A 26,481-nucleotide genomic window follows, 5' to 3' on the forward strand; every position below is an offset into this window, starting at 1 on the left:
ATTGCCTCAGGCTCGACTCTCGGTGAAGGAGATCCGGGATGCTCACCTCCGCGCTCTTCGCCGGCGATCCGCTGCTGGAAGCCGTCGCGCAGGACCAGGACCGTATCTCGCGGACGCAGCACCGAACCGATCCGGCCGTGCAGAAGGTGCAGATCGCGCTGCTCGGCTGGGACCCCGAATGCCTGCCACGCTTCGGGGCGGACAGCGACTACGGCGACGAGACCGCCGGCGCGGTGGCCCGGTTCAAGGTCGAGGTGCTCGGGGTTCCGCCGCCCGAAGTGATCGACGACGTCGGCCCGTTGACGGTCCTGAAGCTGGACGAGATGCGCGCGGCCGCCGAACGCCCGCCCGCCCCGGGAATCGCGCCCGAGGACTGGCTGCTGACCGACGCCGACCTGGGCGCCTTCCGCTCTCCCGCCTTCACCCTGGGCAATCTGGTCCTCTTTTTCGTCGACGCCCAGGGCTACTACAACACCCTGGCCTCGCGGCTGGACGGCCTGGCCGCCGGAGACCGGGTGCTGTTCGCCGGCTGGCGGTTCTCGCCCGAGCAGATGCTGCGCCCGGAGATCGCGGGCTCGCCGGGCATCCTCGACCGGCTGCTCAAGCTCCGCGCCGACGGCGTCGTCGTCCGCGCGCTGCTGTTCGGTTCGAGCTTCTCCACGCTTCCCGTGCGCCGGCCCAGGATCCCGACCCTGCCGTCCAAGGACAACTTCGACTTCCGGACCGCGCTGGTCGGCGCGGGGGCCGAGGCCGTCCTCGACTCCCGGGTGGGCGACTTCGGCTCCCACCACCAGAAATGCGCGGTGGTGCAGGGTGCCGCCGAAGGTCCGTGCGCGTTCGTCGGCGGGATCGACATCTGCCTCGACCGCTGGGACAACGGCGCCCACGTCAATCCGCCCATACGGCAACGGGAGCCCGACTTCCTGGGCATCAAGGCCACCCTGCCCGGCTGGCACGACGTGCAGTGCGCGGTGTTCGGGCCCGCCGTCGGCCAGATCTGGCAGGGCCTGGTCCAACGCTGGAACGACCCCACCCGGCCCAGCCGTATCGACGCCACGCCCGCCCCGATCCCCCAGTCGGAAGCACCCGGACCACCGACGACCCCGGGCACCCAGGCCGTGCAGGTACTGCGCACCCTCACCTGCAAGGGCGTCTACTCCTTCCTGCCCGGCGGCGAGTTCACCGTCACGGCCGCCTACCGCAAGGCCATACGCCGGGCGCGGCACTTCATCTACGTCGAGGACCAGTACCTGTGGCCCTCGCCCGTCGTCGACGACCTGCGCGACGCCGCCGCCCGGGGCGTCCAGGTCATCCTGGTCACCGCGCGTGACTTCGACGTGCCGGGTCTGACGGACGTCCACAAGGCGCTGCGGGCCGAGACCCTCCAGCGCATCGCCTCCGTCGCTCCCGCGAACGTCCACTGCTTCCATCTGGAGCAGGCCGCGACGGCGGAGCAGGTCTACGTCCACGCCAAGCTGATGATCGTCGACGACCAGTACGTCGCCGCGGGCAGCGCCAATCTGAACTTCCGCTCCCACACCACGGATTCGGAACTGCAACTCGGCGTCTTCGACACGGACCTGGCCGACGGCACGGTGGGGGGCGCGCCGCACCGGGTCGGAGTGTCCGTCCGTGACCTGCGCACCCAGATCTGGGGGGAGCATCTCAACGAGGACCCGGCGCTGCACGAGGATCCGCTGGCGGGCCTCGCGCGCATGCCCACCGCGGGCGGCAAGACCGGCCATCTGGTCAGCTTCCCCGTTCCCGCGCAGGTTCCCGCCGTGGACTGGCGCGAGACGCTTCGGGAACTGCTGCGCACGATCCAGCACATGGAGAACTGGCAGCTCCTGGCGCCGATCGTGCTCGGCCCGCTGTCCCTGCCCGTCGAGTTCCTGCCGGACATGGACCTCGGCACCCTCGCGGATCTCGTCCCCGACCCCGAGTCCTTCCTGCGCCGGCTCCTCAACCCGCACACCGTGTGCTGAGGCGTGCCCACTACAGTCCGCTCACCTCAAAGCCCTTCGCCTGCAAGGCCGCCGCCAGCGCGACGAGGGTGTCACCGGCGGCCTGTCCGTCCTGTGCCAGACCCTGGTCGCCCTGAAATTCGCTGACCGCGCCCTGCGTGCGCGGGCCGTCGAGCCCGTCGATGACGCCGGGGTCGTAGCCGAGTACGGCGAGGGCCTCCTGGACACCCCGCAGGGAGCCCAGGTGGAACACCCTGGGACCGACGTTCGCCCCGGGAACCGGCGGTGTGCCGTCCTGCATGAACGTCACGGGGGTGACGGTGTCCGTGCCGGTGACGCCCAGCAGGAACTGATGGAGATCGACCCCCTGGTACCGGCCGTTGGGCGCGCCCCCGATGATCTCGACGAGCGCCCAGTGCAGATGGGTGGCGGTACCGCCGCTTCGGCAGACGGTGCCCAGCGGGTCGCCTCTGCTGACCGAGGCGCCGACGGTCAGGCCGGCCGGCACATCCCTGATGTGGGTGTAGTAGCCGCCCATCATGTCGTTGTGAGCCCGCATGAACAGCTGGGCGCCGTACACCTTGGGTGTGTCCTCGGCCGGGACATGCGGGTTGTGACGAGTGATGTGCGCGTCGAACGCCGCGCGTACGGGAGTGCCCTCGGGGGCTCCGAAGTCCATGCCGTACTGCTCGTACCAGTTCGGTGGCTGGTGACCGCCGGTGTTGGGGCCGCCGAGGTCGGTGGCGCCGCTGCCGGGCTGGAACGGGCCGGCGATGTCGATGGTGAATGCGGCCATGACGCCCTTCCTTGTGCCTGGTCGTTCGGGGTCGGATCGTTGCCTGCGCCGGTGCTCACGTTGAAGGTGGTCCAGGAGTCACGAACGCTCTGGTGCACGGTGTGGCCCTCCTGACTGCGTCCGGGCGGACGGGCAGCATGCGGGTGAACCGGGACGAGGGCTCGACGCCGAGCTCCTCGTCCAGCAGACGGCGGAACGCCTCGTAGTGGCGCACCGCCTCACCGACGTTGCCCTCCGCGAGGTGCGCCGCCACGACGGCCCGGTGCGCGCTCTCCCGCAGTGGCTCCGCGCGCACACTCGCCCACGCCGCCTCCATGGCCAGCGCCGGCCTGCCCTGCCGGATGAGGGCCGCGGCGAGCGCGTCGAGGGCGTGCAGCCGCAGTTGCCGCAGACGCTCACGCTCCATCAGCACCCAGTCCTCGTCCCAGCCCGGCAGCAGGTCGTCCCCGGTCAGCAGTCCCAGCGGCGGCCGTGCGTGGAGCGGCGGGCCGCATCCCTCCACGACGCCGAGTGCCGTCCGGGTGAGGGCGTGGACATCCACCCGCAAGGCCGGGGTGACCAGCAGTACGTCCCCGCGGCAGCCGATGAGGGACGGCTCGCCTCGCGGCAGCTTCCACAGCGTGGTGCGCAGGCTGCCCCGGGCGTGCTCCTCGGTGACCTCGGGCCACAGAGTGCCGGCGAGGACCGTGCGGGACGCTCTCCCCCGCAGCCCCATGAAGGCCAGCAGCCGCTGGCCGTTGCGGCACAGCTCCACGGTCTCGGTGCCCAGTTCCAGCCGGAACTGGCCGAGCAATCGCAGTCGGGGAGGGGCAGACGCCAACTTGATCGCCTCAACAGCCGTGTGCCGCGCGGGCGCGCCTGCGCGGGCTCTTCCCGCCCCGACGACGGCGCGTGAACCACGCTCGCGACTTCTGGTGCGGCTCCGGTGGGTGCCGCAGTTCTCCAGTTCTCCGACGAGACGTACCGTCACCATTTTCTGCCCCTCGCTCACCCCCTGCAACTCAGCCGATGACGACGCGGTGACGCCGCGCTGACACCGATTCCGTACCTTCGAACACGGGAGGACCGAGTCGGCCCCGTCGATTCGAGCAGCCAGGAAACAGCCCGGGACACCGCGGAGGGCGCCATGGTCGCCTTGTCCAACGTCCGGTTCGGAAAGCGGAACGAGGACGTACGCACCGTTCAGAAGGCCCTGATCAAACGGGGCCGCAAGATCCCCGACGGAGCCACCGGCCTCTTCGGGGAACAGACCCGGGCCGCCTACCGCGCCGAGCAGATCGCCCAGGGCTTCCAGGGAGACGACGCCGACGGCATCCCCGGCTGCACCTCCCTGACAGCCCTCGGCCGCCTCACCGGCTTCAAGGTGGACTGCGCACGCGCGACGGCCGACGGCGGGGGAAGGCTCACCCTCGCCCAGGTCACCTTCCGTGATCCCGGCGACGACTCCGGCGAGGAGGCCATGCGGCGCTACGCCCGCAAGGCGTGCGAACTGACCGGCATGGACCCGAAGTTCGGCGTCCCCGCGCTGTGCACCATCGCCAAACGCGAGTCCGCCTTCAACCACCCGAGGTTCCGGGTGAACACGACGGACGTCAACGCGCGCGGCCGGATCGCCGCCGACGGCCACCCGCTCAACTGCTCCCGGGGCGCCACGCAGTGCATCCCGCCCACGTTCGCCACCCACCACCAGGCGGGCACGGCCACCACTCCCTACGACGTCGTCGCGTGCATGTGCGCGACGGTCAACTACGTGCGCCACCGCTATCACGTGAACCAGTCCGGCTCGAACTTCGCCGCCCGCGTCCAGCAGGCGGATCCGAACCGGGCTCCCCACGGGTACTAGGAGTCCCCCATGGTCGCTCTGTCCAACGTGCAGTTCGGGAAGCGGAACGAGGACGTACGCACCGTTCAGAAGGCCCTGATCAAGCGGGGCCGCAAGATCCCCGACGGCCCGACCGGCCACTTCGGTCCGCAGACCAAGGCCGCCTACCGCGCCGAACAACTCGCCCAGGGCTTCAAGGGATCCGACGCCGACGGCATCCCCGGCTGCACCTCCCTGACCGCGCTCGGCCGGCTCACCGGCTTCAAGGTCGACTGCAAGCCCGCACGGGCACGCGCCACCGCTCCGCGCCCCGGCAACGGACATGTGCCCTCGCCCGTGCCCGGGCACAAGGTCACCTTCGGATTCTTCCAGCGCGGAAACTACGCCTGGAAGCCCGACGGTGTCGGCCGGCACACCGGTCAGGACTTCGCCGCCAAGTCCGGTGTCCCCGTGGTCGCCGTACGCGGCGGAAAGATCGCCTGGTCGAACGGCCAGGGCGGCGCGTACGGCCAGTGGATCGGGCTGGCTGCGGACAACGGCCATGTCTACACCTACTGCCACCTCTCGGAGCGCCAGGTGAGGGCCGGTCAGCGAGTCGCCGCCGGGCAACAGCTGGGCAAGGTCGGCAACACGGGCAACTCCACCGGTCCGCATCTGCACTTCGAGATGTCGAAGGGCTCCAGCTGGTCCTACGGCAGCGTCGCCAAGCCCAGTTGGTGAGAACAGCGAAGGAGTTCGGGTCATGACCCAGCACAATCCCCACCCGGTTCCGCAGGAGCCCGGCGTGATCGTGTCTGTCGAGGTCAGGGGCTGGCAGAAGGGCTATGAAGCGGGCATCAGTTCACCGCCCGACGTACCCACGACGCCGAGCGTGCGGCACCCCGGCTTCATGCTCGCCTGGACCGAGGGCGCCGTGGCGGGCAACGCCGACGGGCGCAGCGAGGGCTGGCGGTGGGCGTACTTCGACGGCGGCGCCCTGCCGCAGCCCGGGGACGCGGGAGCCTACGGGCCGCAGGCGAGCGGTGAAGCCGAGCAGGGCTTCGCGCGGAGCTGGCCGTGCGTGGGCGAGCGGCCCCTGCGGGTGATGCTGGCGCAGTTCGCCCCGGGCGACGAGGCCGGGGACGGACTCACCGGCCGTACGCTGGCGCGAGCCTGCGCCGACAAGGGAGTCGAGCGGTTGTACCTGCCCGTCCTCACGCGTTCTTCCACGCCCCCCGCCGAACCCACCGGCGATGCGCTGACGGACGCAGGCTTCTGGCACGGTTCCGTGTGCGAGTCGATGACCGATGCCGTCCCGCAGGCGCTGCCGGAGGTGCAGACCCGCGTGCCCCACTTCGGTGCCGTCGTGCGGTACACACCCGCGGCCGAACACCACTTCTTCGACCTGCTGCCTCTGGACGGTCAACTGGCCAGGAGGCGCTGACCGTTACGGAAAGGCCAGCCCCCTGAACGGGACCCGGACCAGGATCTCCTTGACGCCTGCGCCGATTCCCGAGGCGATCGCGCCGCCCACCCATGCGGCCGTGGGGGCGAGGACAATGGCGCCGATCGCCAGGACGGCCAGAGCGGTCGCCACGCTGGCGGCCTGGTCCTCAGCACCGGTCGTGATGCGCAACTGCACCTGGAGGTCGCCGGACACCTGCGCCTCGCCGGCCGTCACGGGATGCGACTTGAGGACGTGCACGCTGCCGGTGTAGATCACCGTGCGTTCCACCGGGTCGAACTCGACGCGCAGGAAGGCGGTCTCGTCGCCGATGGTGCCGCCGAGCCGGGGTGTGCCGTCGAGGCCCGTGCTGAGGCTGACGGCCGCGAACAGTGAACCGATCGTGTCCTTGGACTCCGCGCGCAGCCGGGAGCAGAGCTGGTCCAGGGCGACTCCCCCGATGGCGCGGGCGCTGCCGGAGGCCACGGCCTCGTCCAGGGCCTTGAAGTCGGGGGACACCTCGCAGCCCAGGGTGTAGGCCTCGTGGCTCCAGGAGACCTTCAGCGGCCCGTTGACCCAGAGCTCCATGTGGATGCCGGGGCCGTCCCATTCCGCGACCTGACCGCGCAGGGTGTAGCTCAGGGACGGCAGGGGCGCGGCGTTCTCCGGCAGCTCGAAGACCTCGAAGTTCGAGACGGCGAGCAGCAGGGGGACGGCTGCCTCGGCGGGGGCGCCGGCCGGATCGACGAGCTCCATCAGGCGGTTCCAGGTCCCCGCGCCGACATCCACCCGGGCGTCCGCGACCAGGCCCTCCTGGACGGTCTGGAAGTCCCGGACGGCCTCACAGAGCTCGTGCGAGGCGAGCCCGTCCTCGATCGGCGGCAGGGAGTCCAGTGGGGTGCCGCCGGCCGGCATTCCGACCGCGTCGAGGAGTTCGGCGATCTGCTGCTGGTCGGAGGCGTGGTTGGGGCACTGGGTGCCCTCGTTGGTCAGGCCGACGGCTTCGCGCAGTCCCCAGGGCATGGCGTGTCCTTCGTGTCAGGAGTCCTCGAAGAGCAGGTCCTCGGGCGGATGTGTCATCCGCAGGGTCTGACCGTTCGTGACCTCCACGACACGGTGCAGGCCCACGCACCGCTCGCCGGTGGAGAGGATGGAGAAGCGGTCCCCGACACCGGCCAGGAAGGCCGGACTGCACGCGAGCGGCATGCCGAGCCGGAGGTAGTCGACCAGCCGGCGGAACAGCTTGGGCAGGACCAGGACGTCGTCCGTCAGCGAGTCAAGGCCGGTGATCTTCGCGCCGGTCAGGGTGGTGTCACTGGGCCACAGTCCCCGTCCCGCGTCCCGGGCCTCCTTGGCGACGGTGGCCATCTCGGTCCGCAGAGTGGTGAACAGGCTGCGGTAGAAGGTCGGGTACGCCAAACCCTGCGCGAGCAGCTGGTGGTTGATCGTCGTCCGCAGCACGGCGACGTCGACGTCGATCTCCAGACCGCTGGTCCCGGGCGGCGTTCCGCGCCCTGCCAGGGCGATGCAGCGGCCGTGGACATCGGCACCGCGGGTGAGCACGAAGCCGGGGACCGTGTCCGGGGTGGTGGCGGTCACCGTCTCGTCCGGGCGGCGCTGGACATCGGTGAAGCCCAGCCGGCGCAGCAGTTCGTCGCGTGCGGCGTGGGCGGACGGGAGCGGCTGGTGCACACGGTTCGGGCCGTAGTGCGTCTCGGGTGCGTCGACCGCGTCCAGCCGCAGCTTCGCGCGGCCCACGGCGCTGTGTTCGACGGCACGCCCGAGTCCGCCGCCGACGAGACTCCACTGCGCCGGGTCGTCGGCCGTGAAATGCACCGTGTCCCCGTCCGGCTGCGAGCCCTTGATGTCGTAGAAGCCCTTGATCAGAAGCATGGGCATGGCGACTCCTCAAAACGGTGAAACGGTGCTCGATGTCCGGCGGATGTTCGCGGATGCGCCGGGACCGCGTTCCCTGTCCACGCAGGTGCCCCCACTTCCGATGGTGCACCGGAATCGGCCGTTGCGCACCTTCGGCCCGCGGTGCCGACGTGGCACCGCGGGCCGAAGGCGGGTGGCGAGTGGTCAGGAACCCTTCGAGGCCAGGTACTCGGTCACTCCGGGCGCCTCGTGCGCCTCCTCGACGTTCACCATGGCGCCGACGGCCTTGGCGTCGGGCTTGAGCACATAGGTGGACATGCTCGCGGGCTTGGCCACGTCGGAGAAGTCCTGCGGGGTGCCGAGACCGGCGTCGGCGTTCTTCTGCGAACGGTGTGCCGCGACGACGTCCTCGCGGGCGAGGCTGCCGTCCTTGCAGGCCTTCTTCAGGTCGGCGCCCATCAGTTGGGCGGCGTTGTAGCCGGAGAGCACGCCGGAGTCGACGAGCGAGTCCGGGTACTTCTTCTGATAGGCGGCGACCATCTTCTGCACGCCGGGTACGTCCGCGCTGACGGCCGGGGCCGCGCTCACCACGTGCAGCATGGCCTCAAGGGCGGCCGCGGCGGGCGTCTTCATCAGTTGCGGGGCGTAGCCGGGGGCGCTGCTGACGACGGGGACCTTCAGTCCGCGGGAGGCCGCGACGCCGACCAGCGAGGCGGTCTGGGCCGGTCCGGCGCTGATCAGGATCGCCTTCACGCCGGCCTTGCGCAGCGCCGAGACCTGCGCGGACAGATCGGTGTCGGTGGCCTTGATCTTCTGGCCCACCACCTTGATCCCGGCCTTCTCAGCGGCCCACTCGGATCCTTCGAGGGCGTTGGCGCCGTAGTCGCCCTCGAAGTAGACATGGCCGATGGTGTCGCCCTTGGCCAGGCCCTTGGTGCGGGTGAGGAAGTCGACCGCGGCGATCATGTCGACGTCGTAGGTGGTGCCCAGCACCTGCACGGAGTCCTTGCCGAGCAGGGAGGCCGCCCAGGCCTGCGGGAAGGTGAGGACCTGGTCGCGTTCGATGTCGTCGAGCAGGGCCGCGACCACCGGCGAGCCGATGACCTGGGGCAGTGCCACCACGTCCGCGGAGATGTCGGCGTAGGCGGTGACCGCCTTCTGCACGTCGTAGCCGTGGTCCTTGACGACGATCTCGACCTTGCGGCCGCAGATGCCGCCCGCCGCGTTGGTCTCGTCGGCCCACATCTGCTGGGCCTGCACGATGCTCTTGCCGAGGGTGGCGTAGGGGCCCGTGAGGTCGGTGAGGGCGCCCAGCTTGATGGCCTTGTCGGTGACTCCGGGGCCTGCCTTGACGCCGTCGGCGCCGTCGCCGGCGCTGTCGCTGTCCGCCTTGGAGCTGCAGCCGGTGCCCGCGAGCAGCAGGGCTGACAGGGCGGCGGCCAGGACCGTCCTGGTGCGGTGCGTGGGGTGTTTCACGGTGTCGGCTCCTTGGCTCGTACTGCTGTGGCGGGTGAGGGGTTCGGGGTGGCGGTGTCCGCGTCGTTCGGGGCGGCCCGTCGGCGGCGCAGGCGTGCGCGGGTGCGCCGGACCAGGCCGTGCAGGCCGTCGGGGGCGAAGAGGAGGATCACGACGATCGCCGCTCCGTAGAGGTAGCGGGCCGCCTCGGTCGGGCCGACCACTCCGTCGGTGGTGCCGGGGGCCGCCACCAGGGGCAGCTGGTCGGCGTAACGGGTCATCAGCAGGGGCAGCGCGGTGACGAAGACGGCGCCCGCGGTGGCTCCGGCCACCGAGCCGAGCCCGCCGATGACGATCATGGCGAGGTAGTCGACCGAGAGGGCGAGGGCGAAGTAGTCCGGTACCACGCGGCGGAAGGCGAGGGCGAGCATCACCCCGGCCAGGCCCGCGTACATGGAGGAGACCACGAAGGCCGCCGAGCGGTAGCGGGCGATGTTCACGCCCATCACCGCGGCCGCGGTCTCGCTGTCGCGCAGCGCCACCAGGGCGCGGCCCGGGCGTCCGCGCAGCAGGCCGCGGGCGGTGTACCAGGTGAGCGCGAACAGGGCCAGGCCCAGGTACCACAGGCGTTCCTCCGCGCCGAACGGCACACCCAGCAGCGTCAGTTCGGGGTCGGCGGCGGTGAAGGTGAAGCCGCCCAGCTCCAGCGGCGGCACCGAGCGGCCGTTGAAGCCGCCGGTGACGGAGTCCGCGGTGAGCAGGACGTGGTGGCCGAGGAAGACCAGGGCGAGGGTGGCGATGCCCAGGTAGATGCCGCGCACCCGGCCGGCGACGGGGCTGAACAGGCCGCCCGCCGCTCCGGCGAGGAGTACCGCGAGCACGACGGCGACGGCGGGCGGCAGTCCGGGGCCGGGTTCGCCGGCCAGCCAGACGTAGCCGTAGGCGCCGACGGCGAGGAAGAAGGCGTGGCCGAGGGAGAGTTGGCCGGCGGTGCCGGACAGCAGGCCGAGGCCCACCGCGCCGACGGCGGCCGCCATGGAGAACAGGCCGATGCGCAGCCAGAAGGCGTCCAGGTAGAAGGGCAGGGCGCAGAGCAGGACGACCAGCAGGACGGTCCACAGGCGGGTGCGGCGCAGGAGGTCAGACACGAGCCGCTCCCTTCGCGCCGAACAGCCCGGTGGGCCGTACCAGGAGGACGAGGACCATCACGGCGTAGGGGGCGACGTCGCCGAATCCCTCGCCGAGGACGTGCAGGTCGGACTGGTAGCCGGCGACGAGGGCCTCGGTCAGGCCGATCAGCATGCTGCCGGCGAGGGCGCCGGGCGGCGAGGCCATGCCGCCGAGGATGGCGGCCGGGAACGCCTTCAGAGCGATCTGCCCGGTGGTGCGCTCCAGGCCGGGGGCCGGGAACGCGGCGAGGAAGACGGCGGCCAGCGCGGCAAGGCCACCGGCCAGGCACCAGGCGAGGGTGCGCACCCGCACCAGGCGTACGCCCATCAGGGCGGCGGCCTCCACGTCCTCGGCCGAGGCGCGCAGCGACAGGCCCCAGGAGGTGTAGCGGAAGAGGGCGAAGACGCCGCCGATGACCACGGCGGACACCACGATCGCGGCGAGCCGGCTGTCGGCGACCGTGATGGGGCCGAGGCCCGTCACCGAGTCGCCCCACGGGTCGCCGAGGGTCAGCAGGTCGCCGCCGATGCGCCGGGACAGGTCGGTCAGCAGGACGATGTCGACGCCGATGGTCACGATCGTCTGCACATGGGCGGAGTGCGCGTCCTGGCCGCCGACCTGGAGCAGGAACCGGTCCATGAGCCCGGCCGCGGCCGCCGTGACCAGGACGGACACCGCGAGGGCGGCGGCGAAGCCGAGGTCGTCGTGGAGGACGGCGGTGAGGTAGCCGCCGAGCAGGAGCAGCGAGCCGTGGGCGAAGTTGATCACGCCCGAGGCCTTGAAGATGATGACGAAGCCGAGGGCGACCAGGGCGTAGACCGAGCCGAGGGCCAGGCCGTTGAGGACGTTGTCGAGGAATCCGGTCATGCCGCGTCCTCCCCCGTGGCCTCGGTGCCGAGGTAGGCGCGCAGCACCTCGGGGTCGCGGCGGACCTCGTCGGGGGTGCCGTGGGCGATGACCCGGCCGAAGTCGAGGACGGTGACCTCGTCGGCCAGCCGCATCACGAGCCCCATGTCGTGCTCCACCAGCACGACGGACAGGCCGAGTTCGGCGCGGACGGTGCGGACCACCTCGGCGGTACGGACGCGTTCGGTGGCGTTCATGCCCGCCACGGGCTCGTCGAGCAGCAGCACGCTGGGCTCCAGACACAGGGCGCGGGCGAACTCCACGCGTTTGCGGTCGCCGTAGGACAGCAGCGCGACCGGGGAGTCGAAGTGCGGGCCGAGGCCGACGAGTTCGGCGATCTCACGGGCCCGGTCGAGGTGGGTGCGCTGTTCCCGTACGGCCCGGGGCAGGCGCAGGGCGCTGGCGGTGAAGCCCGCGCGGGACAGGGCGTGCCGGCCGAGCATCAGGTTGTCGGCGACCGTGCCCTCGGTGGTGACGATGTTCTGGAAGGTGCGGGCGACTCCCAGGGTGGCGATGCGGTGCGGGGCGAGGCGGGTCAGCTCGGTGGCGCCGAGGCGGACCGTTCCGGCCGCCGGGCGGTACAGGCCCGACAGCACGTTGAAGCAGGTGGACTTGCCCGCGCCGTTGGGGCCGATGAGTGCATGGACGGAGCCCGGGACGACCGTGAAGGACACGGAGTCCAGGGCGGTGAGCCCGGCGAACCGGACGGTGACGTCCCGGACGTCGAGCACGTCGGGCGTGGTGGTGCGGTCGTTCACGCGGCCCCCTGACCGTCGGCGGTCTCGCCCAGGTACAGGCGGCGCACGGCGTCCGTGCGGGCGAGTTCGTCGGCCGCACCGGACAGCCGGACCTCGCCGACCTCCAGGACGTAGGCGCTGTCCGCGAGGGAGAGCGCCATGCCGGCGTTCTGTTCGACCAGGAGCACGGCGGTGCCCTGGGTGTTGATCTCCTTCACGACGTCGGCGATCCGGGCCACCATCTGCGGGGCGAGGCCGAGGGAGGGCTCGTCGAGCAGCAGCAGACGCGGGGCCGCCATGAGGGCGCGGCCGATGGCGAGCATCTGCTGCTCTCCGCCGGACAGCAGACCGGCGGCCTGGTGGGTGCGTTCGGCGAGCCGCGGGAACAGCGTGAACACCCGGTCCCGGGCCTCGCGCACCAGGGCGGGGCTGCGGCGGCCGAGGCCGAGGCCGCCGGTGCGCAGGTTCTCATCGACGGTGAGCCCGGCGAACACGCGTCTGCCCTCCGGGACCTGGACGACGCCCGCGCGCACCGCGGCGACCGGGTCACGGCCGTCGAGTTCCGTCGTGCCGTAGCGGATGCGGCCGGCGGTGACCGCGCCGCGGTGCAGGCGCAGGGTGCCCGACACCGCCCGCAACAGCGTCGTCTTGCCGGCGCCGTTGGCCCCGAGCAGGGCGACCACGCCGCCGTGCGGGACCGTCAGCGACACGGAACGAAGGGCGGACAGAGCCCGGCCGTAGGTCACGTCGAGTCCCTCGACGTGCAGGGCCGGCTCCTCGTCCGGTGGTGCTTCGGGCATCACGGCTCCTCGGGTCCGTACCGAACCGGCACGGCGCTCTTGGGGAAGGGGAGCTCACGACAGCACGGGCGCGGGCGCGCGGAACAGGTCTCGGGGCCGGGTCGCTGCGCGGTCCCAACCAGGGGCGCCGGGGTTTGTGCGGGTGCCCAGGGAGGGGGCGGCGGAGGGTTCCGGGGCGGTGCGCGGGGGAAGGGGGTGGGCACGGTGCCGCCCGCAAGGGCGTTGTCAGTGGCGTGCGCTTCACTGTCCGACATGGAGCTCACGCACACGACCGTCAACGACCTGCTGGCCCGACTCGGCCCGGGCAACGGTTACATGTACCTGCCCGCCGACCTGGACCCGCAGGAGCTGATCGACCTGGTCGGGGGCATCTTCGGCGCGCCGCGCACCCTCGTCCTCGACGGGCTCACCGATCCGACGGTCGACGAGTCCAGGGGCGCGGCTCTCCTCGTCCCCTTCGAGGACCGGGCGGTGACGATACAGGCGTGGGCGTACGGGGATCAGTGGATCGGCACGGGCAGGGCGAGGGACGCCGAGGGGATCGAACGGCCGGTGCTGGCGGTCGCGCACCGGGAGGTGCCGGAGCCCTTGACGGTCGCTCCGGGCGAGGACGTCGACTGGGTGGAGCGGCTGATGCAGCTCACCGGCTGGACATACCCCGCGCAGCGGCCGGACGTGGACTGGGCGGAGATGGAGTCACGCCTGGGCACCGCGCTGCCGAGCGACTACAAGCGCATGGTCGAGACGTTCGGCGAGGGCGCCGTCGACGGTTGGCTGCAGCTGCACCAGGAGCCGTGGACGCATTTCAGGGAGGACGGGCTGCTCGTCTGGGCGGGCTCGGAGCACGAGGAGGGGTACTGCTGGCGGATCGAGGGCGACGACCCCGACCAGTGGCCGGTGGTGGTCCAGTCGTTCGACGGCGAGGAACTCCACTTCGGCGGCCGGGCCGCGGAGTTCGTCTGCCGGCTCCTGGTCGACCCGCACCACCCCTACTCGTTGGCCCGCCATTTCGACACCCACTGGTTCATGACCTACCGGGAGACCACCTGACCGCCCTGCGGCAGTCCCGCCGACGGCTCAGCGCAGCAGCCGCCGCGCCGTCAGGGCCAGGCTGATCTCCACCACGTCCAGGGGACGGGCCAGGGAGCGGCCCGTCAGTTGTTCGCAGCGGCGGAGGCGGTTGAGGACGGTGTTGCGGTGGCAGTAGAGCCGTTCGCCGGCCCGTTGGGCGGAGCCGTCGCACACCAGCCAGGCGGACAGGGTGTCCAGGAGGACGTCCCGGTCGGCCGGTTCCAGTCGCAGCAGCGGGCCGAGGACCTGCTCGGCGAGGGTCGCGCCGAGTTCGGGGCAGGAGATCACCAGCGCCTCGGGGAGGTGCTCGCCGAGGCGCACGGTGCCCCCTTCCGGGGGACAGATGCTCAGCGCGAGGTCGGCCAGCCGCCGGGCGTCCCCGACCGCGGCCAGTCCCGAGACGACGCTGCCGATGCCCGTCCTGGTGCCCGGGGCTCCGTCGCCGGGCAGTTCCAGCACCTCCACCGGGTCCTCGTCGCCGTCCGAGTCGTCGTCACCGACCAGCACGATGCCGTAGTCCACTTCCACTCCTGTGTGCCAGTGCACGCGCAAGCCGGGCGGTACGGCGGTGGAGCGGACGCCCGCGAGGCCCGAGGGGCGTCCGCCGGCGACCGCGACGACGACGTACCGCCCGTGCTCCGGCAGGTCCAGTCCCTGTGCGGTCTCGGGCAGGTCGGCGATGCGGCTGGTGCCGTCCAGGAGGGCCGCGGCCAGCAGCCGCACCCGGTTCTCGCGCCGCCAGGCCAGCTGCCGCTCGGCCTGCCGGTAGGCGTCCGCGACGAGGGTGCAGTGCTCGTCGACGAAGTTCCACATGTCGGTCGCCACATGGACGAGCAGGCGTACGTCCTCGGGGGCCTTGCGGGAGGTCTCCTCCACCAGCCGCTGCCACACCAGCGACCCGCCCAGCCGGAACGCGTGCAGCAGGGCATCCAGCGGCACACCCTGCTCGGCGCGCCGGACGCCGATCTTCCATGAGCAGCGGCGGGCCGCGTCCCGGTTACCGCGCGGGTCCAGCAGCGACATCACGCTGTGCCGCAGCGAACGGTTCACTTCCTGCCAGGTGCCCGTGTGGTCGTTGTCCAGCGCTGTCCGGTAGGCGCACTCCTGCTCCTGGAGCACGGCCAGCAGCCGGTCGGTCAGATCCGGCAGGTCGTCGAGCAGGATGCGGGCGGCCCGGTGCAGGACACGCAGCGCGTCCGCGTCGATCAGCGACCGGCCGCGGCGGGTCGTCCGCGGTTGCGGAACGGGCATCGGTCCGGTGCGGATCATCGCTCGTGTCCCTACGGCAGGATGCATCGCAGTCCTCCCTCAACCTCGGACCCCCGGCGGTGTGGCCGTGCCGGGAGGCTCAGCGGTGTCCGGTCGGCCGCGTCGCCTGTACGGCGGCGGCCGCCCGGCTCGTCCTGCCCCGAAGGATGGCATACCGTCCGGTCGGTCCCTAGGGTTGTGCACCGCTCTTTTTCCTCCCGGTCCCCACAGATGCGCACCTCGGCCGTCACCCGCCCTCTTGATCGACCATGCGGGCCAGCTCGATCCGGGACCGCACGCCGAGCACGGCGAAGACGTTGCGCAGGTGGTAGTCGACCGTGCGGGTGCTGACGGCGAGACGCAGCGCGACCTCCCGGTTCGTGGCGCCCTCGGCGACGTGCCGTGCGATCCTCAGCTGCTGCGGGGTGAGCCGCGCCAGCGCGCCGGCCGTGTCCGCGTCCGCGTCCTGGCGTGCCGCGGCGCCGTTGGCCCGCAGCTCGCCGTGGGTCTGCTCCGCCCACACCCGGGCGCCGCAGCGCTCGAAGCCCACCAGGGCGGCCCCGAGCCTGGCGCGCGCCTCGCGCAGCCGGCGCCGACGGCGCAGCCACTTGCCGTGGAGCAGCTCGGTGCGGGCGCGTTCGAAGTCGCCGCCCGTCTCGTCGTGCAGGGCCAGCGCCCGCAGGTAGAGACCGTCGACGTGGTCGGCGCGGTCCGCGGGGGCGAGCAGGGCGTGGCAGCGGGCGAGTTGGGCGGGGGCGTGCGGATCGGCGCCGAAGCCCGCCCATCGGGCGAAGTCGTCCACGACCGCCCGCGCGTCGTCGGGCCGCCCGGCGAGCACCGCGGCCTCCACGAAGCAGGGCACGGCGAGCATCCACACCGCGAAGTGACCGCGTCGCGGGCCGGGCAGCACCAGGGGGCCGAGACGGTCGGCGGCGTCGAGCGGACGGCCGCAGCCCAGGTCGGCCCGGGCCACCGCCCATTCCGCCAGCGTCGCCGCCTGGGCCAGACCGTGCCGGCGGGCCGTCGTCAGCGCCGCCGCCGCATGGTCCGCGACCGCGGCCGTCTCGCCCACGATGGAGGCGGCGAGGGCCAGCATGGCCTGGTGGTGCGCGGCCGTGTTGCGCCGCCCGGCGCGGTGCGCGGCCCGTACGCCCTCCTCGGCGTGGGTGCGCGCCTGCGCGTGCCGTCCGGCGCGCAGTTCGGCGTAGGCAAGGTACTCCAGGGCACGTGACTCCAATGCCGCGGAGTCCCGGTTGCGGGCCGCGGCCAGGGCGCGGGCGCCGGCCCGACGGGCCACGACGACGTCCCCCAGCAACAGGGCCGCGGTCGCCGACCGCAGCAGGTGCTCGGGCCGCTCGTCCGCCTGAGCCAGGTCCACCACGCGCCGCAGCGGCTGGACGGCACGGTCGAGACGCCGCTGCAGCAGGGCGCGCAGGCCTACGCGGTAGTCCGCGGTGACTGCGGCGGGGGTGGGCCCGGGACCGGCGGACGGTGCGGGCGCAAAGGCCGACCCCGGCTCGGCGGCCGGTGCGGGCGCAAAGGCCGACCCCGGCTCGGCGGCCGGTGCGGGCACAGAGGCCGACCCCGGCTCGGCGGCCGGTACGGGCACAGAGGCCGACCCCGGCTCAGCGGCCGGTACGGGCGCCTGGGGCGCTCCCTGTGTTGCGGCGCACGGGCCTTGCTTCACTGGACCCGCCACACGACAGTCCGCCGCACCCTCACCCCCGGCCGCCCTGGGCACCTCGGACAAGCCCTGCATCACGCCGCACGGACCCTGCTCCACGGCACCCGCCACACAACAGCCCACCGCCACCACGCCCCGGCCCACCCCAGCCTTCTCGGACACGCCCTGCATCACCCGGCACGGACCCTGCTCCACGACACCCGCCACACAACAGCCCACCGCACCCTCACCCCCGGCCGCCCCCGACGCCTGCGATGCGCCCCGCCGGTCCGGCACTCGCTCCGTGGGACCGGTCGGACGGGTTCCGGCTCGTGCGGTGTCCCGTCCGTTCTCGTTCTCGTCCTCGCCCTCGCCCCCGCCCTCGCCCCCGCCCTCGTTCTCGCCCCCGCCCTCGTGCTCGCCCTCGTTCTCGCCCTCGTTCTCGTCCTCGCCGAGCGCCGTCAGACAGGCTGTCAGGTCGCCTGCCGCCCAGGCCGCGTCCGCCGCGGCGAGGCGGGCGGACTCGGCCTCCTCCGGTGCGCCTGCGGCCAGCAGGGACGCGGCCAGCAGCAGCGACTCACGGGCGTCGTCGACGGGGCCGTCCGCCAACTGGGCTCTGCCCCGGGCCAGTTCGCCCCGTCCGCGCTCCACGGCCGTACGCCCTCCCGCACCCCGGACCTGGATCCGCGGAGCCGTTCGCACGCTCCTGTCTCCGATCATTCCCGGGAGGTTACTTACGCGTAACGCGGGACGGAAGTCGGAACCCCGCGCCTCCGCGGGCGCCGATCCGGCCTGTCACCTGCGGTTGAGCACATGACGCGGGGGAAACGGACTGTGCCGCCACCCAGACTTTCCGGGCGGCGGCCGTGCGGAGGCACAACGTCAGTGCGGCGCATGCGTCAGGAGGTGTGCGGGCAGTTGCCCCGGTACTCCTCGATGGTCAGGCTCGGCTGGGGCAGCGGGCACAGGAACTGCTCGTAGCGGGTGTCGTTGTCGATGAACCGCTTGAGCCAGGAAACGCTGTACTTCGCGATCGTCGTGTTCGACGTGTTCGGGGTGAAGTGGGTGGCGCCGTTCAGCTCCAGGTAGGCGCGGTCCAGGGCGGACGGCAGGCTCGCGTAGAACGGCTCGGCGTGGCTGGAGACCGGGGCGATGGTGTCGCCGTCGGCGCCGAAGATCAGTGTCGGGGTGGTGAGTTCGGGCCAGGTCTTGTCGAGGTTCCACGGCGTGAGCGGGATCGCCGCCTGCAGGGAGGGACGCGACTTGGCGGCCTCCAGGCTGCCGCCGCCGCCCATGGAGTGGCCCATGACGCCGAGCCTGCTGCTGTCGACCCGCCCGCGCACCGAACTGCGCTCGGTCAGGTGGTCGAGCGCGGCCAGGAGCTGGCGGCCCCGTGAGTCGGGCTGGTCGAGCGTGGTGAGCGTGTCGATGGTGAACACCACGAAGCCCTGCGAGGCCAGGCGCGGGCCCAGCCAGGAGATCGAGGACTCGTAGGCGGTGTATCCGGGTGCGATGGCCACGGCGCCGAAGGTGCCGTCGCCGGTGCTGGTCGGGTAGTAGATCGTGCCCCCGCCGAAGCCGGTGACGGCGAGCGAGGAGACGGACGTCTGCGAGACGTCGTACGGTCCGCGCTGCGCCTCGATACTGGCCGTGGTGGGCGCGGGCCCGCGTTCGTAGGGGTTGTCGGCGGCCTGGGCGCCGGGGCCGGTGAGGGTGGTGAGCCCGACGACCGCGGCGAGCGCCGCCGCGGCACCGGCGAGCCGGCCGGTCCTGCGCCGGGTGGGGCCGGCGTTGTTGTGGGGGTGGTGTGGCACGACGAGTCGTCCTCTCTGTCGTGGCGGGCGGCCCGGCGCATGGGGAATCCGCGCGAACCGCGCGGCCGGGCACCGCCGTTGGGCTGGCCGTGTCACTGTCGGGGACCGGTCCGGCGCCGGGGACCGGCAAAGTCACCGGTCTTGTACGTCGTTTCGACGGGCGGCCGTACGAGACGCCGGCGCGTGCTGTTCACGACCCGGGCTTGCTCCCGGCCCGGCCCTCTGTGAAACGCTCCTCCAGGACCGGCCGATCGGGGCCTGGTCGTCTTCGGTTACGGCAGCGTGGAGAGGCGACGGTATGCGCATCGGACTGCTCGGCACCGGCCCGTGGGCACAGCTGGCCCACGCCCCGGCCCTGAGTCAACACCGGGCACTGGACTTCGTCGGCGTCTGGGGCCGCCGAGCGGACGCCGCGAAGGAACTCGCGGACCGCCACGGCATACGTGCCTACGACGACGTCGACGCGCTGCTCGCCGACGTGGACGCCGTCGCCGTGGCGCTGCCGCCGGACATCCAGGCCGGGCTGGCGGTGCGGGCCGCGCGGGCGGGGTGCCATCTGCTGCTGGACAAGCCGCTGGCGCCCACGGTCGACGAGGCGCGGGCCGTGGTCGAGGCGGCGGCGGAGGCACGGGTCGCCTCGGTGGTCTTCTTCACCACCCGCTTCCAGCCGGAGCCGGAGGCGTGGATCGCCGAGCAGTCGGCCGTGCAGGGCTGGTTCACCGCGCAGGCGCAGTGGCTGGGAGCCGTGTTCAGGACCGACAGCCCGTTCGCGAACTCGCCCTGGCGGCGGGAGAAGGGCGCCCTGTGGGACGTAGGGCCGCACGCTCTGTCCGTCCTGCTGCCGATCCTCGGCGACGTGCGGCGGGTGACGGCGGCCGCGCACGGTCCCGGCGACACCGCGCTCTTGGTTCTCGACCACGCCGGCGGCGCGACGAGCACCCTGACGCTGAGCCTCACGGCGCCGCCCGCGGCGGCCGGGGCGGCCGTCGAGCTGCGCGGCGAGGCGGGCGTGACGCTCCTTCCGGCGAGTACGGAAGGCGCGGTGCCGGCGCTGATGCGGGCGGCCGACGCCCTGCTGACCGCCGCCCGCACGGGCACCTCGCACCCGTGCGACGCGGCGTTCGGGCTGCGCGTCACGGAGATACTTGCGGCGGCCGACGCCCTGCTGGGCGACGGGACGAGCTGAGCGCCAAAGCGTTCAGGAGACGTTCGCCGGCCGGCGGCGCAGCGGGGTTTCGCGCTCGACGCGTGACAGTTTCATGGGGTTGCGCACGGCGTACAGCCCGGTGATGAGGCCGTCGTCGAGGCGTACGGCCAGGACGGTGTCGATCTCGCTGTCGAGCCGGAGGACCAGTGCCGGGTGGCCGTTGACGTGTGCCGTCTCCAGTGCTGCCGCGGCGCCGAACCTGCCCAGCCCGAGGGCCAGTTCGGCCACTCGGCCGGCGCCCACGACGGGATCCGGCACCGCCTGCACGACCCCGCCGCCGTCGCCCAGGAGGACGACGTCCGGCGCGAGGATGTCGACCAGGGCCTGCAGGTCGCCCGTCTCGATCGCCCGCTGGAACGCCTCCAGCGCTTCTCGGGTCTCGGCCGGGGAGATGGCCTCGCGCGGTCGGCGCGCCGCGACGTGCGCCCGCGCCCGGTGTGCGATCTGGCGGACCGCGGCGGGGCTCTTCTCCACGGCGTCGGCGATCTCGTCGTAGGGCAGGTCGAAGACCTCGCGCAGCACGAACACCGCGCGCTCGGTGGGCGCGAGGGTCTCCAGCACCAGCAGCATCGCCATCGAGACGCTGTCGGCGAGCTCGACGTCCTCGGCCACGTCCGGCGTGGTGAGCAGCGGCTCGGGCAGCCAGGGGCCGACGTAGGACTCCTTGCGCCGACGGAGGGTGCGCAGTCGGCTCAGCGCCTCGCGGGTGGTGATCCGGACCAGGTAGGCGCGCCGGTCGTGCACGGTGTCGAGCGCGACGCCCGCCCAGCGCAGCCAGGTCTCCTGGAGGACGTCCTCCGCGTCCGCGGCCGAACCGAGCATCTCGTAGGCAACGGTGAACAGCAGGTTCCGATGCTCGACGAACGCCGCGGTGGCGGAGTCCACGCGGACACCGTCCGCCGCGCCCTGCGTTCGCTCGCTGCGCTCCCCCATGGCTGGCTCCTACCTGTCGGCCGTCGATCGTGACGCACACAAGACGCCGCACCCAACCGCCGTGTGACACCCGCGACCGGTGGCCTACGTCACACCGCGTGCCTGTCACAGCGACCGGGGCGGCGGCTTCTCCATGACCGTCACGACGCCGCGCGGCCGATCCGCGCAACTCACCAGTGAGGACACAGTCATGGAACCTCGTTTCAACCTGTTCGACAGCCCGACCGCCGCGAAGGTCGCCAAGCGCTTCTACAACGTCTCCTCGGCCCTGGAGCAGTCGACGCTGCCGAAGACCCTCCGAGAGCTGGTGGAACTGCGCGTCGGCCAGCTCAACGGCTGCGGTTTCTGCGTCGACATCCACACCAAGGAGGCAGCGGCCGCAGGCGAATCCACCCTGCGCATCAACCTGGTCGCCGCCTGGCGCCACAGCACCGTGTTCACCGACGCCGAACGCGCCGCACTGGCCCTCGCCGAGGAGGGCACCCGGCTCGGCGACCACGGCGTGTCCGACACCACCTGGGCCGAGGTACGCAAGCACTACGACGACGACCAGGTCGGCGCCCTGGTCTGCCTGGTCTCCCTGATCAACGCCGCCACCCGAATGAACGTAATCGTCCACAACCCGGGCGGCTCGTACGAGCCCGGCATGTTCGCCGGCCTGTCGAACTGACAGGCCGGCGCCGCTGATCACCCCAGCCGGGGAAAGGACCCGACCGGGGTGATCAGCCGTCAGTGGCTTACTGCTTCACGCCCGGAACATGGAAGTTGATCCGCTCGCTGACGATCGGGAAACCCGCCTTGGCGAAGTTCGCGGCCATCGGAAAGTTGCCGTGGTCGGTTGCGCCGGTGACGAACTCGGCGCCGTGTTCGGCCAGGAAGTGGGTGCACTCGGCGAGGAGGTCGTAGGCGTAGCCGTGGCCGCGGTGTTCCGGCAGGACGCCGATGAAGCCGATGGTCGGGCCCGAGGGGTTGTGCGCGGGGATGTGGATGCCGACCGGTTCGCCGTCCGGGGTGTGCGCTGTCTGCCACCACTCGCGGGGAGAGGGGCACCAGTGGAAGAAGTCGAGTTCCTCCTGGGCGGCCTGGTCCAGTCCGCCTTCCTCGATGGCCTTGAGCGAGTGGGCGTCCAGGGTGGCGGAGTGGATGCGGCGCAGCGCGTCGAAGAAGACGGCGTCGTCGGGCTCGGCTCGGAAGACGAGTCGTCCGGGTCGTTCGGGGAGTCCGCTCGACGGGGTCCACCGGTACAGGTAACGCTCGACGAGGAGCTCGTAACCGGCCGCCCGGGCTGCCGCGAAGCGGGCTTCCGCTGCGGCGCGCACGGTCGCGTCCTCGCGGCCTCCGCCGGGGATGTTGATCTCCAGTTCGACCTGCCACGGGGCGGAGCGCAGGAGTTCTGCCCCGGCCTCCTCCTCGCCTTCGGCCACGTCGAACCAGTTGATGTTGACGGGCTCGGTGTCGTCGGGGCCGCCCCACCAGGCGCCGCGGGCGACGACCTCGCCGTCGCGCAGGGCCACGCGCTTCCACTCGGGGCGGTGAACGGTCTTGCGGTGTCCTTCGCGAGCGCCGAGCGGGTCGGGCATGGCGTCGAACAGGTGGGCGTCGCTCTTGTCGAGCGTACGGATGACCAGATCGGTCACGGATTCCTCCGGGATGAATGCTGCGAACGCGCTCCCGGTCAGATCACACGCGGCACGCCGGGACAGCGGCGAAGGGAGCGCGGAAAGTTGTGAACTGCACGGCACTCGCCTCCTTCCGTTCGTCTCAAGGCGTGACCATCAGACCGTATGGGATCTTCCGCGGTGGCGTCCACGCATTTATCGAGAAAGACGGCCGCGCGAGATTAGTCTCGGCGCCATGACCGACAACACCCTGCGCTCCGTCACCGTCGAGCGGACCGAGTCCGGCCACTTCACCGCGGTCAACGCCCGCGGCGGCAGCATCGACTTCGGCACCAGCGGCGGCACCGAGTTCACCCCGGTCGAGCTGCTGCTCGCCGCGATCGGCGGCTGCACCGCGGCCGACGTCGACGTCGCCACCACCCGCCATGCCGAGCCGACCCGGTTCACCGTCACGGTGACCGGCGACAAGATCGACGACGAGCTCGGCAACCGGATGACCAATCTGCAGGTCACCTTCTCCGTGGCCTTCCCGGAGGGCGAAGGCAGTGACCGCGCCCGCGCGATCCTGCCCCGGGCCGTCAAGACCTCGCACGACCGGCTCTGCACGGTCAGCCGCACGATCGAGGCCGGCACCCCGGTCACGGCGACGGTCGAGGACGCCTGAACAGCGCGGCATCGAAATTCCGTTGCGGTCACGGCTCCGCCCTCGGACCCTGGCCGCATGTCCTACGCCGTTCGCCCCGCCGGCCTCGCCGACGCGCCCGCCATCACCGAGCTGCTGAACGAGGTCGACCTCATCGAGATCGGCCGGCCCGAGACCGATCTGCACACCGTCGAAGCCGATCTGAAGCATCCCGAGACGGATCTGGAGCAGGACTCCTGGCTGGCCTTCGACGGGGACCGGCTGGTGGCCTACGGGCTGCTGTGGGACGAGTCGGGCGGCGAGCGCATCGACATCGACCACTACGTGCTGCCCGGCCACCAGCAGGTCGGGCAGCGCCTTCTGACGGCGATGGAGGCCAGGGCCCTGGCCAAGGCCCGCGAGAACGGTGCCGCGCGGGCCGTGGTCCATCTGCATCTCAACACCGCACCGACGCTCGACACCGCGCTGATCCGGGCGCGGGGCTGGTCGGCCGTACGGCGCTACCACGTCCTGCACCGCCCGCTGGACACCGCCGTAGACCTGCCGCCACAGCAGTCGGCCGGTGTGCGTCTGCGGGCATGCACCACGGAGCCGGACCGGCGGCGCGTGCACGCGCTGTACCAGGCAAGCTTCGCCCAGCACTTCGACTTCCAGCCGCGCGCCTACGAGCAGTGGCTGCACGACGTCGACGCCGACACGCTCGACTGGTCCCTGGTCTGGCTCGCGAGCACCGAGGAGCTCGGGGACGCCGGTTTCCTGATCGCCCGCGACGACCGCGAGGCCATGGGGTGGATCCGCAGCATCGGCGTACTGGCCGAAGCCCGCGCGCGGGGACTCGGCGGCCTGCTGCTGCGACACGCGTTCGCCGCCTTCGCCGCCCGCGGACGGGACACGGTCGGCCTCGGCGTGGACACCGGCAACACCACGGGGGCGCCCGGTCTGTACGCCCGTCACGGGATGACGGTCCACTACGCCGTCGACACGTGGGAGACCGTGCTGCGGTGACGGGCCCAACGGGCGGGCGGGCGCGTGGTGTTGCCGCGGCGGCTGCATCGCCTGGTGACAGGCCGGACGGGCCCATGCCGAGGGCACATCCGCTGCACAAGCATGCCGTGCACGCCCGCTCAGTACCGGTACTGCTCGGGCCAGTGCGGGTCGTCCCAGCGTGCCGGGCCGGTGAGCCCTATCAGCCGTATGTGGTGCAGAAGTTCCTCGGGAACGTCCTGGGTGGCCTTGAGCCGCGCGGGCGCGTGACGGACCAGCCAGGCCGCGAGCTCGACGCGCAGGCCCTCCCCGTCCTCCCACGCGTCCCAGGGAAGAACGTCGACCAGCAGGTCGTAGTCCCACTCCCCGACCGCCACGGCCAGGTGCCGGTCGGCGACCGGATGATCGAGTGCCTCCCACGCGCCGAGCCACGGAGTGAGCGTGCCGGACGCCTCGGTGCACAGGACGAGGAGTTCGTGCACGGCCACGGCGGGATCCGGGTCCGTGAGGCTGAGGTCCCACCAGGCGCGCAGGAACTCCCACACCGCCGCGCTCTGCTCCGCGGGCCACTCCCGCCAGTGCCCGCGAGCGAACGACCGCCCGACCTCGTCCATCCCGAACATGGGCTTCACGCGGCCGCCGGCCAACTCCCTGCCGAACTGCGGAAGGATGCGCCGGAGCACTGCCCCGTGGTCACGCCAGTCGCCGGCCTCCCATGTGCGTCGCAACAGGTCCGGGTCGAGTTCCACGTCCGCGACCTTCAGCAGCGCGAGCTCTTCCTCGCTGCCCCAGTGACACGTGCACTGGGCCTCGTCGCTGCGGGCGGTCATCCCGCGGAAGGTGACGGCCAGGCCGTCCAGGGCACGGTCGAGCCGGAGCCGTGCGGGAGCGTCGTCGAGTGTCATCGTCGGCAGCCTCAGGGGGACTCCGGACGGCTTCCGCCGGCCGAAGATTGCGACTGTACCAGCCTTAACCAAGCCTTAGCGCACGGTTAAAAGACCGCCGGTTTCCTGACGGCCCCTCGAACTCGGCGGCCACCACGCGCATCCTGAGAGCGCTCTCAGAATGCCGCCCCCACGGCGGCCCCCACAACGCTCCGGGAGACCCCCACATGACACCCCGTCATCAGCGCAGTCTCGGCCGTCGCAAGCTTCTCGTCGCGCTCGGCGGTACGGCGGTGGCGGCGCCGGCCCTCGCCGCGATCGCCCCGCACGCCCTGGCGGGCCCCACCGGCGCCGACTCCCCCACCGCCGCCGGCGCCCTGCCGCTGACGATCGTCAACGACAGCGGTGCCTTCGACAACGCCGGGGTCCACATCTACATCGTCGGCAACCAGGACGGACGGCAGGTCCGCGTCACCCCCGACGGCACGCTCGCTCCGATCTCCCTGTCGGACAACGGCCCGGACGGCTTCACCGACTACGCGATCCCCCTGGCGGCCGGCGGCGAGACCCGCCTGTCCCTGCCGTACATGTCCGGCCGCATCTACGTGGCGCTCGGGCAGAAGCTGAAGTTCAAGGCCGTCACGGACGGCAACGGCAACGCGGCCCTCCAGTACCCGGCCGGCTGGGTCACCTCCGACCCCAACTACGCGGTGCTGCACGACTGCGCCGAGTTCACGCACAACGCCTCGGGCATGTTCTGCAACACCACCATGGTCGACATGTTCAGCGTGCCCCTCAGCATCCGGCTGACCGGCACGAAGGACCAGACGACGGGCACGCTGCGCGCGGGCGGACGGGCCTCCTTCTTCACGGCGGTACGGCAGGCGGAGGAGTTCGCCCGGCTGGTGGTGGACGACACGCGGGTCCTCGCCCCCGGCCACGGCCTGGACGCCGGCCTGTTCCCGAAGGACTACTTCGCCCCGTACATCGACGAGGTCTGGAGCACGTACACCGGACGCGACCTCACGGTCACCACCAACGCCGGCACCTTCACGGGCCGGGTGCGCGGCGACCGCTTCACCTTCACCGGCCCCGCCGAGGTCTCCTTCGCCCGTCCCTCGACCCGCGACGTCCTCTTCTGCGACGGCGCCCTCGCCGCCCCCAACGACGGCACCACCGGTCCCGTCGCGGCCATTCTCGGCGCCGCCTTCAACCGCTCGACCCTGCTCTCCCACCCGTCCCAGCCCACCACCGACCCGGCCACCTTCTACCGCGGCGCCCTCACCAACCACTACTCGGCGGCGGCCCACGCGGCGACGGCCGACGGCAAGGCGTACGGCTTCGCCTTCGACGACGTCGCCGACTTCGCCTCGTACATCCAGGACACGGCCCCCACGGGGGTACGGCTGACCCTTACGCCCTTCGGGGGCTGAGCCGTCAGCAGTCGCCTCGGCTGCCGGACGG

At 72.1% G+C, this 26,481-nt stretch carries 24 protein-coding genes and 1 pseudogene; 10 read left to right on the forward strand and 15 right to left on the reverse strand.

Annotated elements, in window-relative coordinates; genetic code table 11:
* Positions 1 to 38 precede the first annotated feature (38 nt).
* A complete protein-coding gene (locus AB0Q90_RS01360; protein ID WP_363162981.1) occupies positions 39 to 1,985 on the forward strand; it encodes a phospholipase D-like domain-containing protein in 1,947 nt (648 codons plus the stop codon).
* A 10-nt stretch (positions 1,986 to 1,995) separates the two neighbouring features.
* On the opposite strand, the gene AB0Q90_RS01365 is transcribed toward AB0Q90_RS01360, so the two are convergent.
* Complete coding sequence (locus tag AB0Q90_RS01365; RefSeq protein ID WP_363162982.1) at positions 1,996 to 2,760, reverse strand: peptidoglycan-binding protein; 765 nt, start codon at positions 2,758 to 2,760, stop codon at positions 1,996 to 1,998.
* A gap of 55 nt (positions 2,761 to 2,815) precedes the next feature.
* Positions 2,816 to 3,580 (reverse strand): BTAD domain-containing putative transcriptional regulator, encoded by a 765-nt coding sequence (locus tag AB0Q90_RS01370; protein WP_363162983.1) that lies wholly within the window; start codon positions 3,578 to 3,580, stop codon positions 2,816 to 2,818.
* 306 nt (positions 3,581 to 3,886) lie between these two features.
* On the opposite strand from AB0Q90_RS01370, the gene AB0Q90_RS01375 reads away from it, so the two are divergent.
* From AB0Q90_RS01375 to AB0Q90_RS01385, 3 genes are read left to right on the forward strand one after another with little or no spacing between them, the layout of a single operon-like run.
* Positions 3,887 to 4,603: a peptidoglycan-binding protein gene (locus AB0Q90_RS01375; RefSeq protein ID WP_363162984.1), complete on the forward strand. Its 717-nt coding sequence runs from the start codon at positions 3,887 to 3,889 to the stop codon at positions 4,601 to 4,603.
* A gap of 9 nt (positions 4,604 to 4,612) precedes the next feature.
* Positions 4,613 to 5,302 (forward strand): peptidoglycan DD-metalloendopeptidase family protein, encoded by a 690-nt coding sequence (locus tag AB0Q90_RS01380; RefSeq protein ID WP_363162985.1) that lies wholly within the window; start codon positions 4,613 to 4,615, stop codon positions 5,300 to 5,302.
* A 22-nt stretch (positions 5,303 to 5,324) separates the two neighbouring features.
* A complete protein-coding gene (locus AB0Q90_RS01385; protein WP_363162986.1) occupies positions 5,325 to 6,005 on the forward strand; it encodes a hypothetical protein in 681 nt (226 codons plus the stop codon).
* Positions 6,006 to 6,008: 3 nt separating this feature from the next.
* Here AB0Q90_RS01385 and AB0Q90_RS01390 read toward each other — a convergent pair whose 3' ends face one another.
* The 7 genes from AB0Q90_RS01390 to AB0Q90_RS01420 all read right to left on the reverse strand — a co-directional run bounded on the left by AB0Q90_RS01390 (position 6,009) and on the right by AB0Q90_RS01420 (position 12,951).
* A complete protein-coding gene (locus AB0Q90_RS01390; protein ID WP_363162987.1) occupies positions 6,009 to 7,028 on the reverse strand; it encodes a hypothetical protein in 1,020 nt (339 codons plus the stop codon).
* A gap of 15 nt (positions 7,029 to 7,043) precedes the next feature.
* Positions 7,044 to 7,904 carry a thermonuclease family protein gene (locus tag AB0Q90_RS01395; protein ID WP_363162988.1) on the reverse strand — a complete coding sequence of 287 codons (861 nt, stop codon included), beginning with the start codon at positions 7,902 to 7,904 and terminating at the stop codon, positions 7,044 to 7,046.
* Positions 7,905 to 8,087: 183 nt separating this feature from the next.
* Entirely contained in the window at positions 8,088 to 9,359 is a 1,272-nt protein-coding gene (locus tag AB0Q90_RS01400) for an ABC transporter substrate-binding protein (protein ID WP_363162989.1), read from the reverse strand.
* Positions 9,356 to 10,486, reverse strand: a complete 1,131-nt coding sequence (locus AB0Q90_RS01405; RefSeq protein ID WP_363162990.1) for a branched-chain amino acid ABC transporter permease — start codon at positions 10,484 to 10,486, stop codon at positions 9,356 to 9,358. The genes AB0Q90_RS01400 and AB0Q90_RS01405 overlap by 4 nt, the downstream gene beginning before the upstream one ends.
* Positions 10,479 to 11,375, reverse strand: a complete 897-nt coding sequence (locus AB0Q90_RS01410; protein WP_363162991.1) for a branched-chain amino acid ABC transporter permease — start codon at positions 11,373 to 11,375, stop codon at positions 10,479 to 10,481. The genes AB0Q90_RS01405 and AB0Q90_RS01410 overlap by 8 nt, the downstream gene beginning before the upstream one ends.
* Complete coding sequence (locus AB0Q90_RS01415) at positions 11,372 to 12,172, reverse strand: ABC transporter ATP-binding protein (protein WP_363162992.1); 801 nt, start codon at positions 12,170 to 12,172, stop codon at positions 11,372 to 11,374. The genes AB0Q90_RS01410 and AB0Q90_RS01415 overlap by 4 nt, the downstream gene beginning before the upstream one ends.
* Positions 12,169 to 12,951, reverse strand: coding sequence for an ABC transporter ATP-binding protein (locus AB0Q90_RS01420; RefSeq protein WP_363162993.1), 783 nt, complete (start codon positions 12,949 to 12,951; stop codon positions 12,169 to 12,171). The genes AB0Q90_RS01415 and AB0Q90_RS01420 overlap by 4 nt, the downstream gene beginning before the upstream one ends.
* 252 nt (positions 12,952 to 13,203) lie before the next feature.
* On the opposite strand from AB0Q90_RS01420, the gene AB0Q90_RS01425 reads away from it, so the two are divergent.
* A complete protein-coding gene (locus tag AB0Q90_RS01425; RefSeq protein WP_363162994.1) occupies positions 13,204 to 14,001 on the forward strand; it encodes a hypothetical protein in 798 nt (265 codons plus the stop codon).
* A gap of 27 nt (positions 14,002 to 14,028) precedes the next feature.
* On the opposite strand, the gene AB0Q90_RS01430 is transcribed toward AB0Q90_RS01425, so the two are convergent.
* The 3 genes and pseudogenes from AB0Q90_RS01430 to AB0Q90_RS01440 form a co-directional block, all read right to left on the reverse strand.
* Positions 14,029 to 15,318: a helix-turn-helix domain-containing protein gene (locus AB0Q90_RS01430; protein WP_363162995.1), complete on the reverse strand. Its 1,290-nt coding sequence runs from the start codon at positions 15,316 to 15,318 to the stop codon at positions 14,029 to 14,031.
* A gap of 199 nt (positions 15,319 to 15,517) precedes the next feature.
* Positions 15,518 to 17,581, reverse strand: a pseudogene (locus tag AB0Q90_RS01435) (LuxR C-terminal-related transcriptional regulator); the annotation flags it as partial.
* Positions 17,582 to 17,832: 251 nt separating this feature from the next.
* Positions 17,833 to 18,747: an alpha/beta hydrolase gene (locus AB0Q90_RS01440; protein WP_363162997.1), complete on the reverse strand. Its 915-nt coding sequence runs from the start codon at positions 18,745 to 18,747 to the stop codon at positions 17,833 to 17,835.
* Positions 18,748 to 19,045: 298 nt separating this feature from the next.
* Here AB0Q90_RS01440 and AB0Q90_RS01445 point away from each other — a divergent pair, with 298 nt between their 5' ends.
* Complete coding sequence (locus tag AB0Q90_RS01445) at positions 19,046 to 19,933, forward strand: Gfo/Idh/MocA family oxidoreductase (protein WP_363162998.1); 888 nt, start codon at positions 19,046 to 19,048, stop codon at positions 19,931 to 19,933.
* Positions 19,934 to 19,945: 12 nt separating this feature from the next.
* On the opposite strand, the gene AB0Q90_RS01450 is transcribed toward AB0Q90_RS01445, so the two are convergent.
* Positions 19,946 to 20,887 carry an RNA polymerase sigma-70 factor gene (locus AB0Q90_RS01450; RefSeq protein ID WP_363162999.1) on the reverse strand — a complete coding sequence of 314 codons (942 nt, stop codon included), beginning with the start codon at positions 20,885 to 20,887 and terminating at the stop codon, positions 19,946 to 19,948.
* Between the two features lie 190 nt (positions 20,888 to 21,077).
* Between AB0Q90_RS01450 and AB0Q90_RS01455 the strand changes: the two genes are divergently transcribed.
* Complete coding sequence (locus AB0Q90_RS01455; protein WP_363163000.1) at positions 21,078 to 21,557, forward strand: carboxymuconolactone decarboxylase family protein; 480 nt, start codon at positions 21,078 to 21,080, stop codon at positions 21,555 to 21,557.
* 67 nt (positions 21,558 to 21,624) lie between these two features.
* Here the strand turns inward: AB0Q90_RS01455 and AB0Q90_RS01460 are convergent, their stop codons facing one another.
* The gene (locus AB0Q90_RS01460) at positions 21,625 to 22,524 is read right to left on the reverse strand and encodes a GNAT family N-acetyltransferase (RefSeq protein ID WP_363163001.1); all 900 of its coding nucleotides are present in this window, start codon (positions 22,522 to 22,524) and stop codon (positions 21,625 to 21,627) included.
* A gap of 217 nt (positions 22,525 to 22,741) precedes the next feature.
* Here AB0Q90_RS01460 and AB0Q90_RS01465 point away from each other — a divergent pair, with 217 nt between their 5' ends.
* Together AB0Q90_RS01465 and AB0Q90_RS01470 are read left to right on the forward strand one after the other, a co-directional pair.
* Entirely contained in the window at positions 22,742 to 23,170 is a 429-nt protein-coding gene (locus AB0Q90_RS01465) for an OsmC family protein (RefSeq protein WP_363163002.1), read from the forward strand.
* Positions 23,171 to 23,227: 57 nt separating this feature from the next.
* Entirely contained in the window at positions 23,228 to 24,154 is a 927-nt protein-coding gene (locus tag AB0Q90_RS01470; protein ID WP_363163003.1) for a GNAT family N-acetyltransferase, read from the forward strand.
* A gap of 119 nt (positions 24,155 to 24,273) precedes the next feature.
* Here the strand turns inward: AB0Q90_RS01470 and AB0Q90_RS01475 are convergent, their stop codons facing one another.
* Positions 24,274 to 25,038 carry a hypothetical protein gene (locus AB0Q90_RS01475; protein WP_363163004.1) on the reverse strand — a complete coding sequence of 255 codons (765 nt, stop codon included), beginning with the start codon at positions 25,036 to 25,038 and terminating at the stop codon, positions 24,274 to 24,276.
* Between the two features lie 206 nt (positions 25,039 to 25,244).
* Between AB0Q90_RS01475 and AB0Q90_RS01480 the strand changes: the two genes are divergently transcribed.
* A complete protein-coding gene (locus AB0Q90_RS01480) occupies positions 25,245 to 26,450 on the forward strand; it encodes a glycoside hydrolase family 64 protein (protein WP_363163005.1) in 1,206 nt (401 codons plus the stop codon).
* The last annotated feature ends 31 nt before the right edge of the window (positions 26,451 to 26,481 follow it).

It is taken from the genome of Streptomyces sp. NPDC079141, assembly GCF_040686775.1.
Classification (GTDB): Bacteria; Actinomycetota; Actinomycetes; order Streptomycetales; family Streptomycetaceae; genus Streptomyces.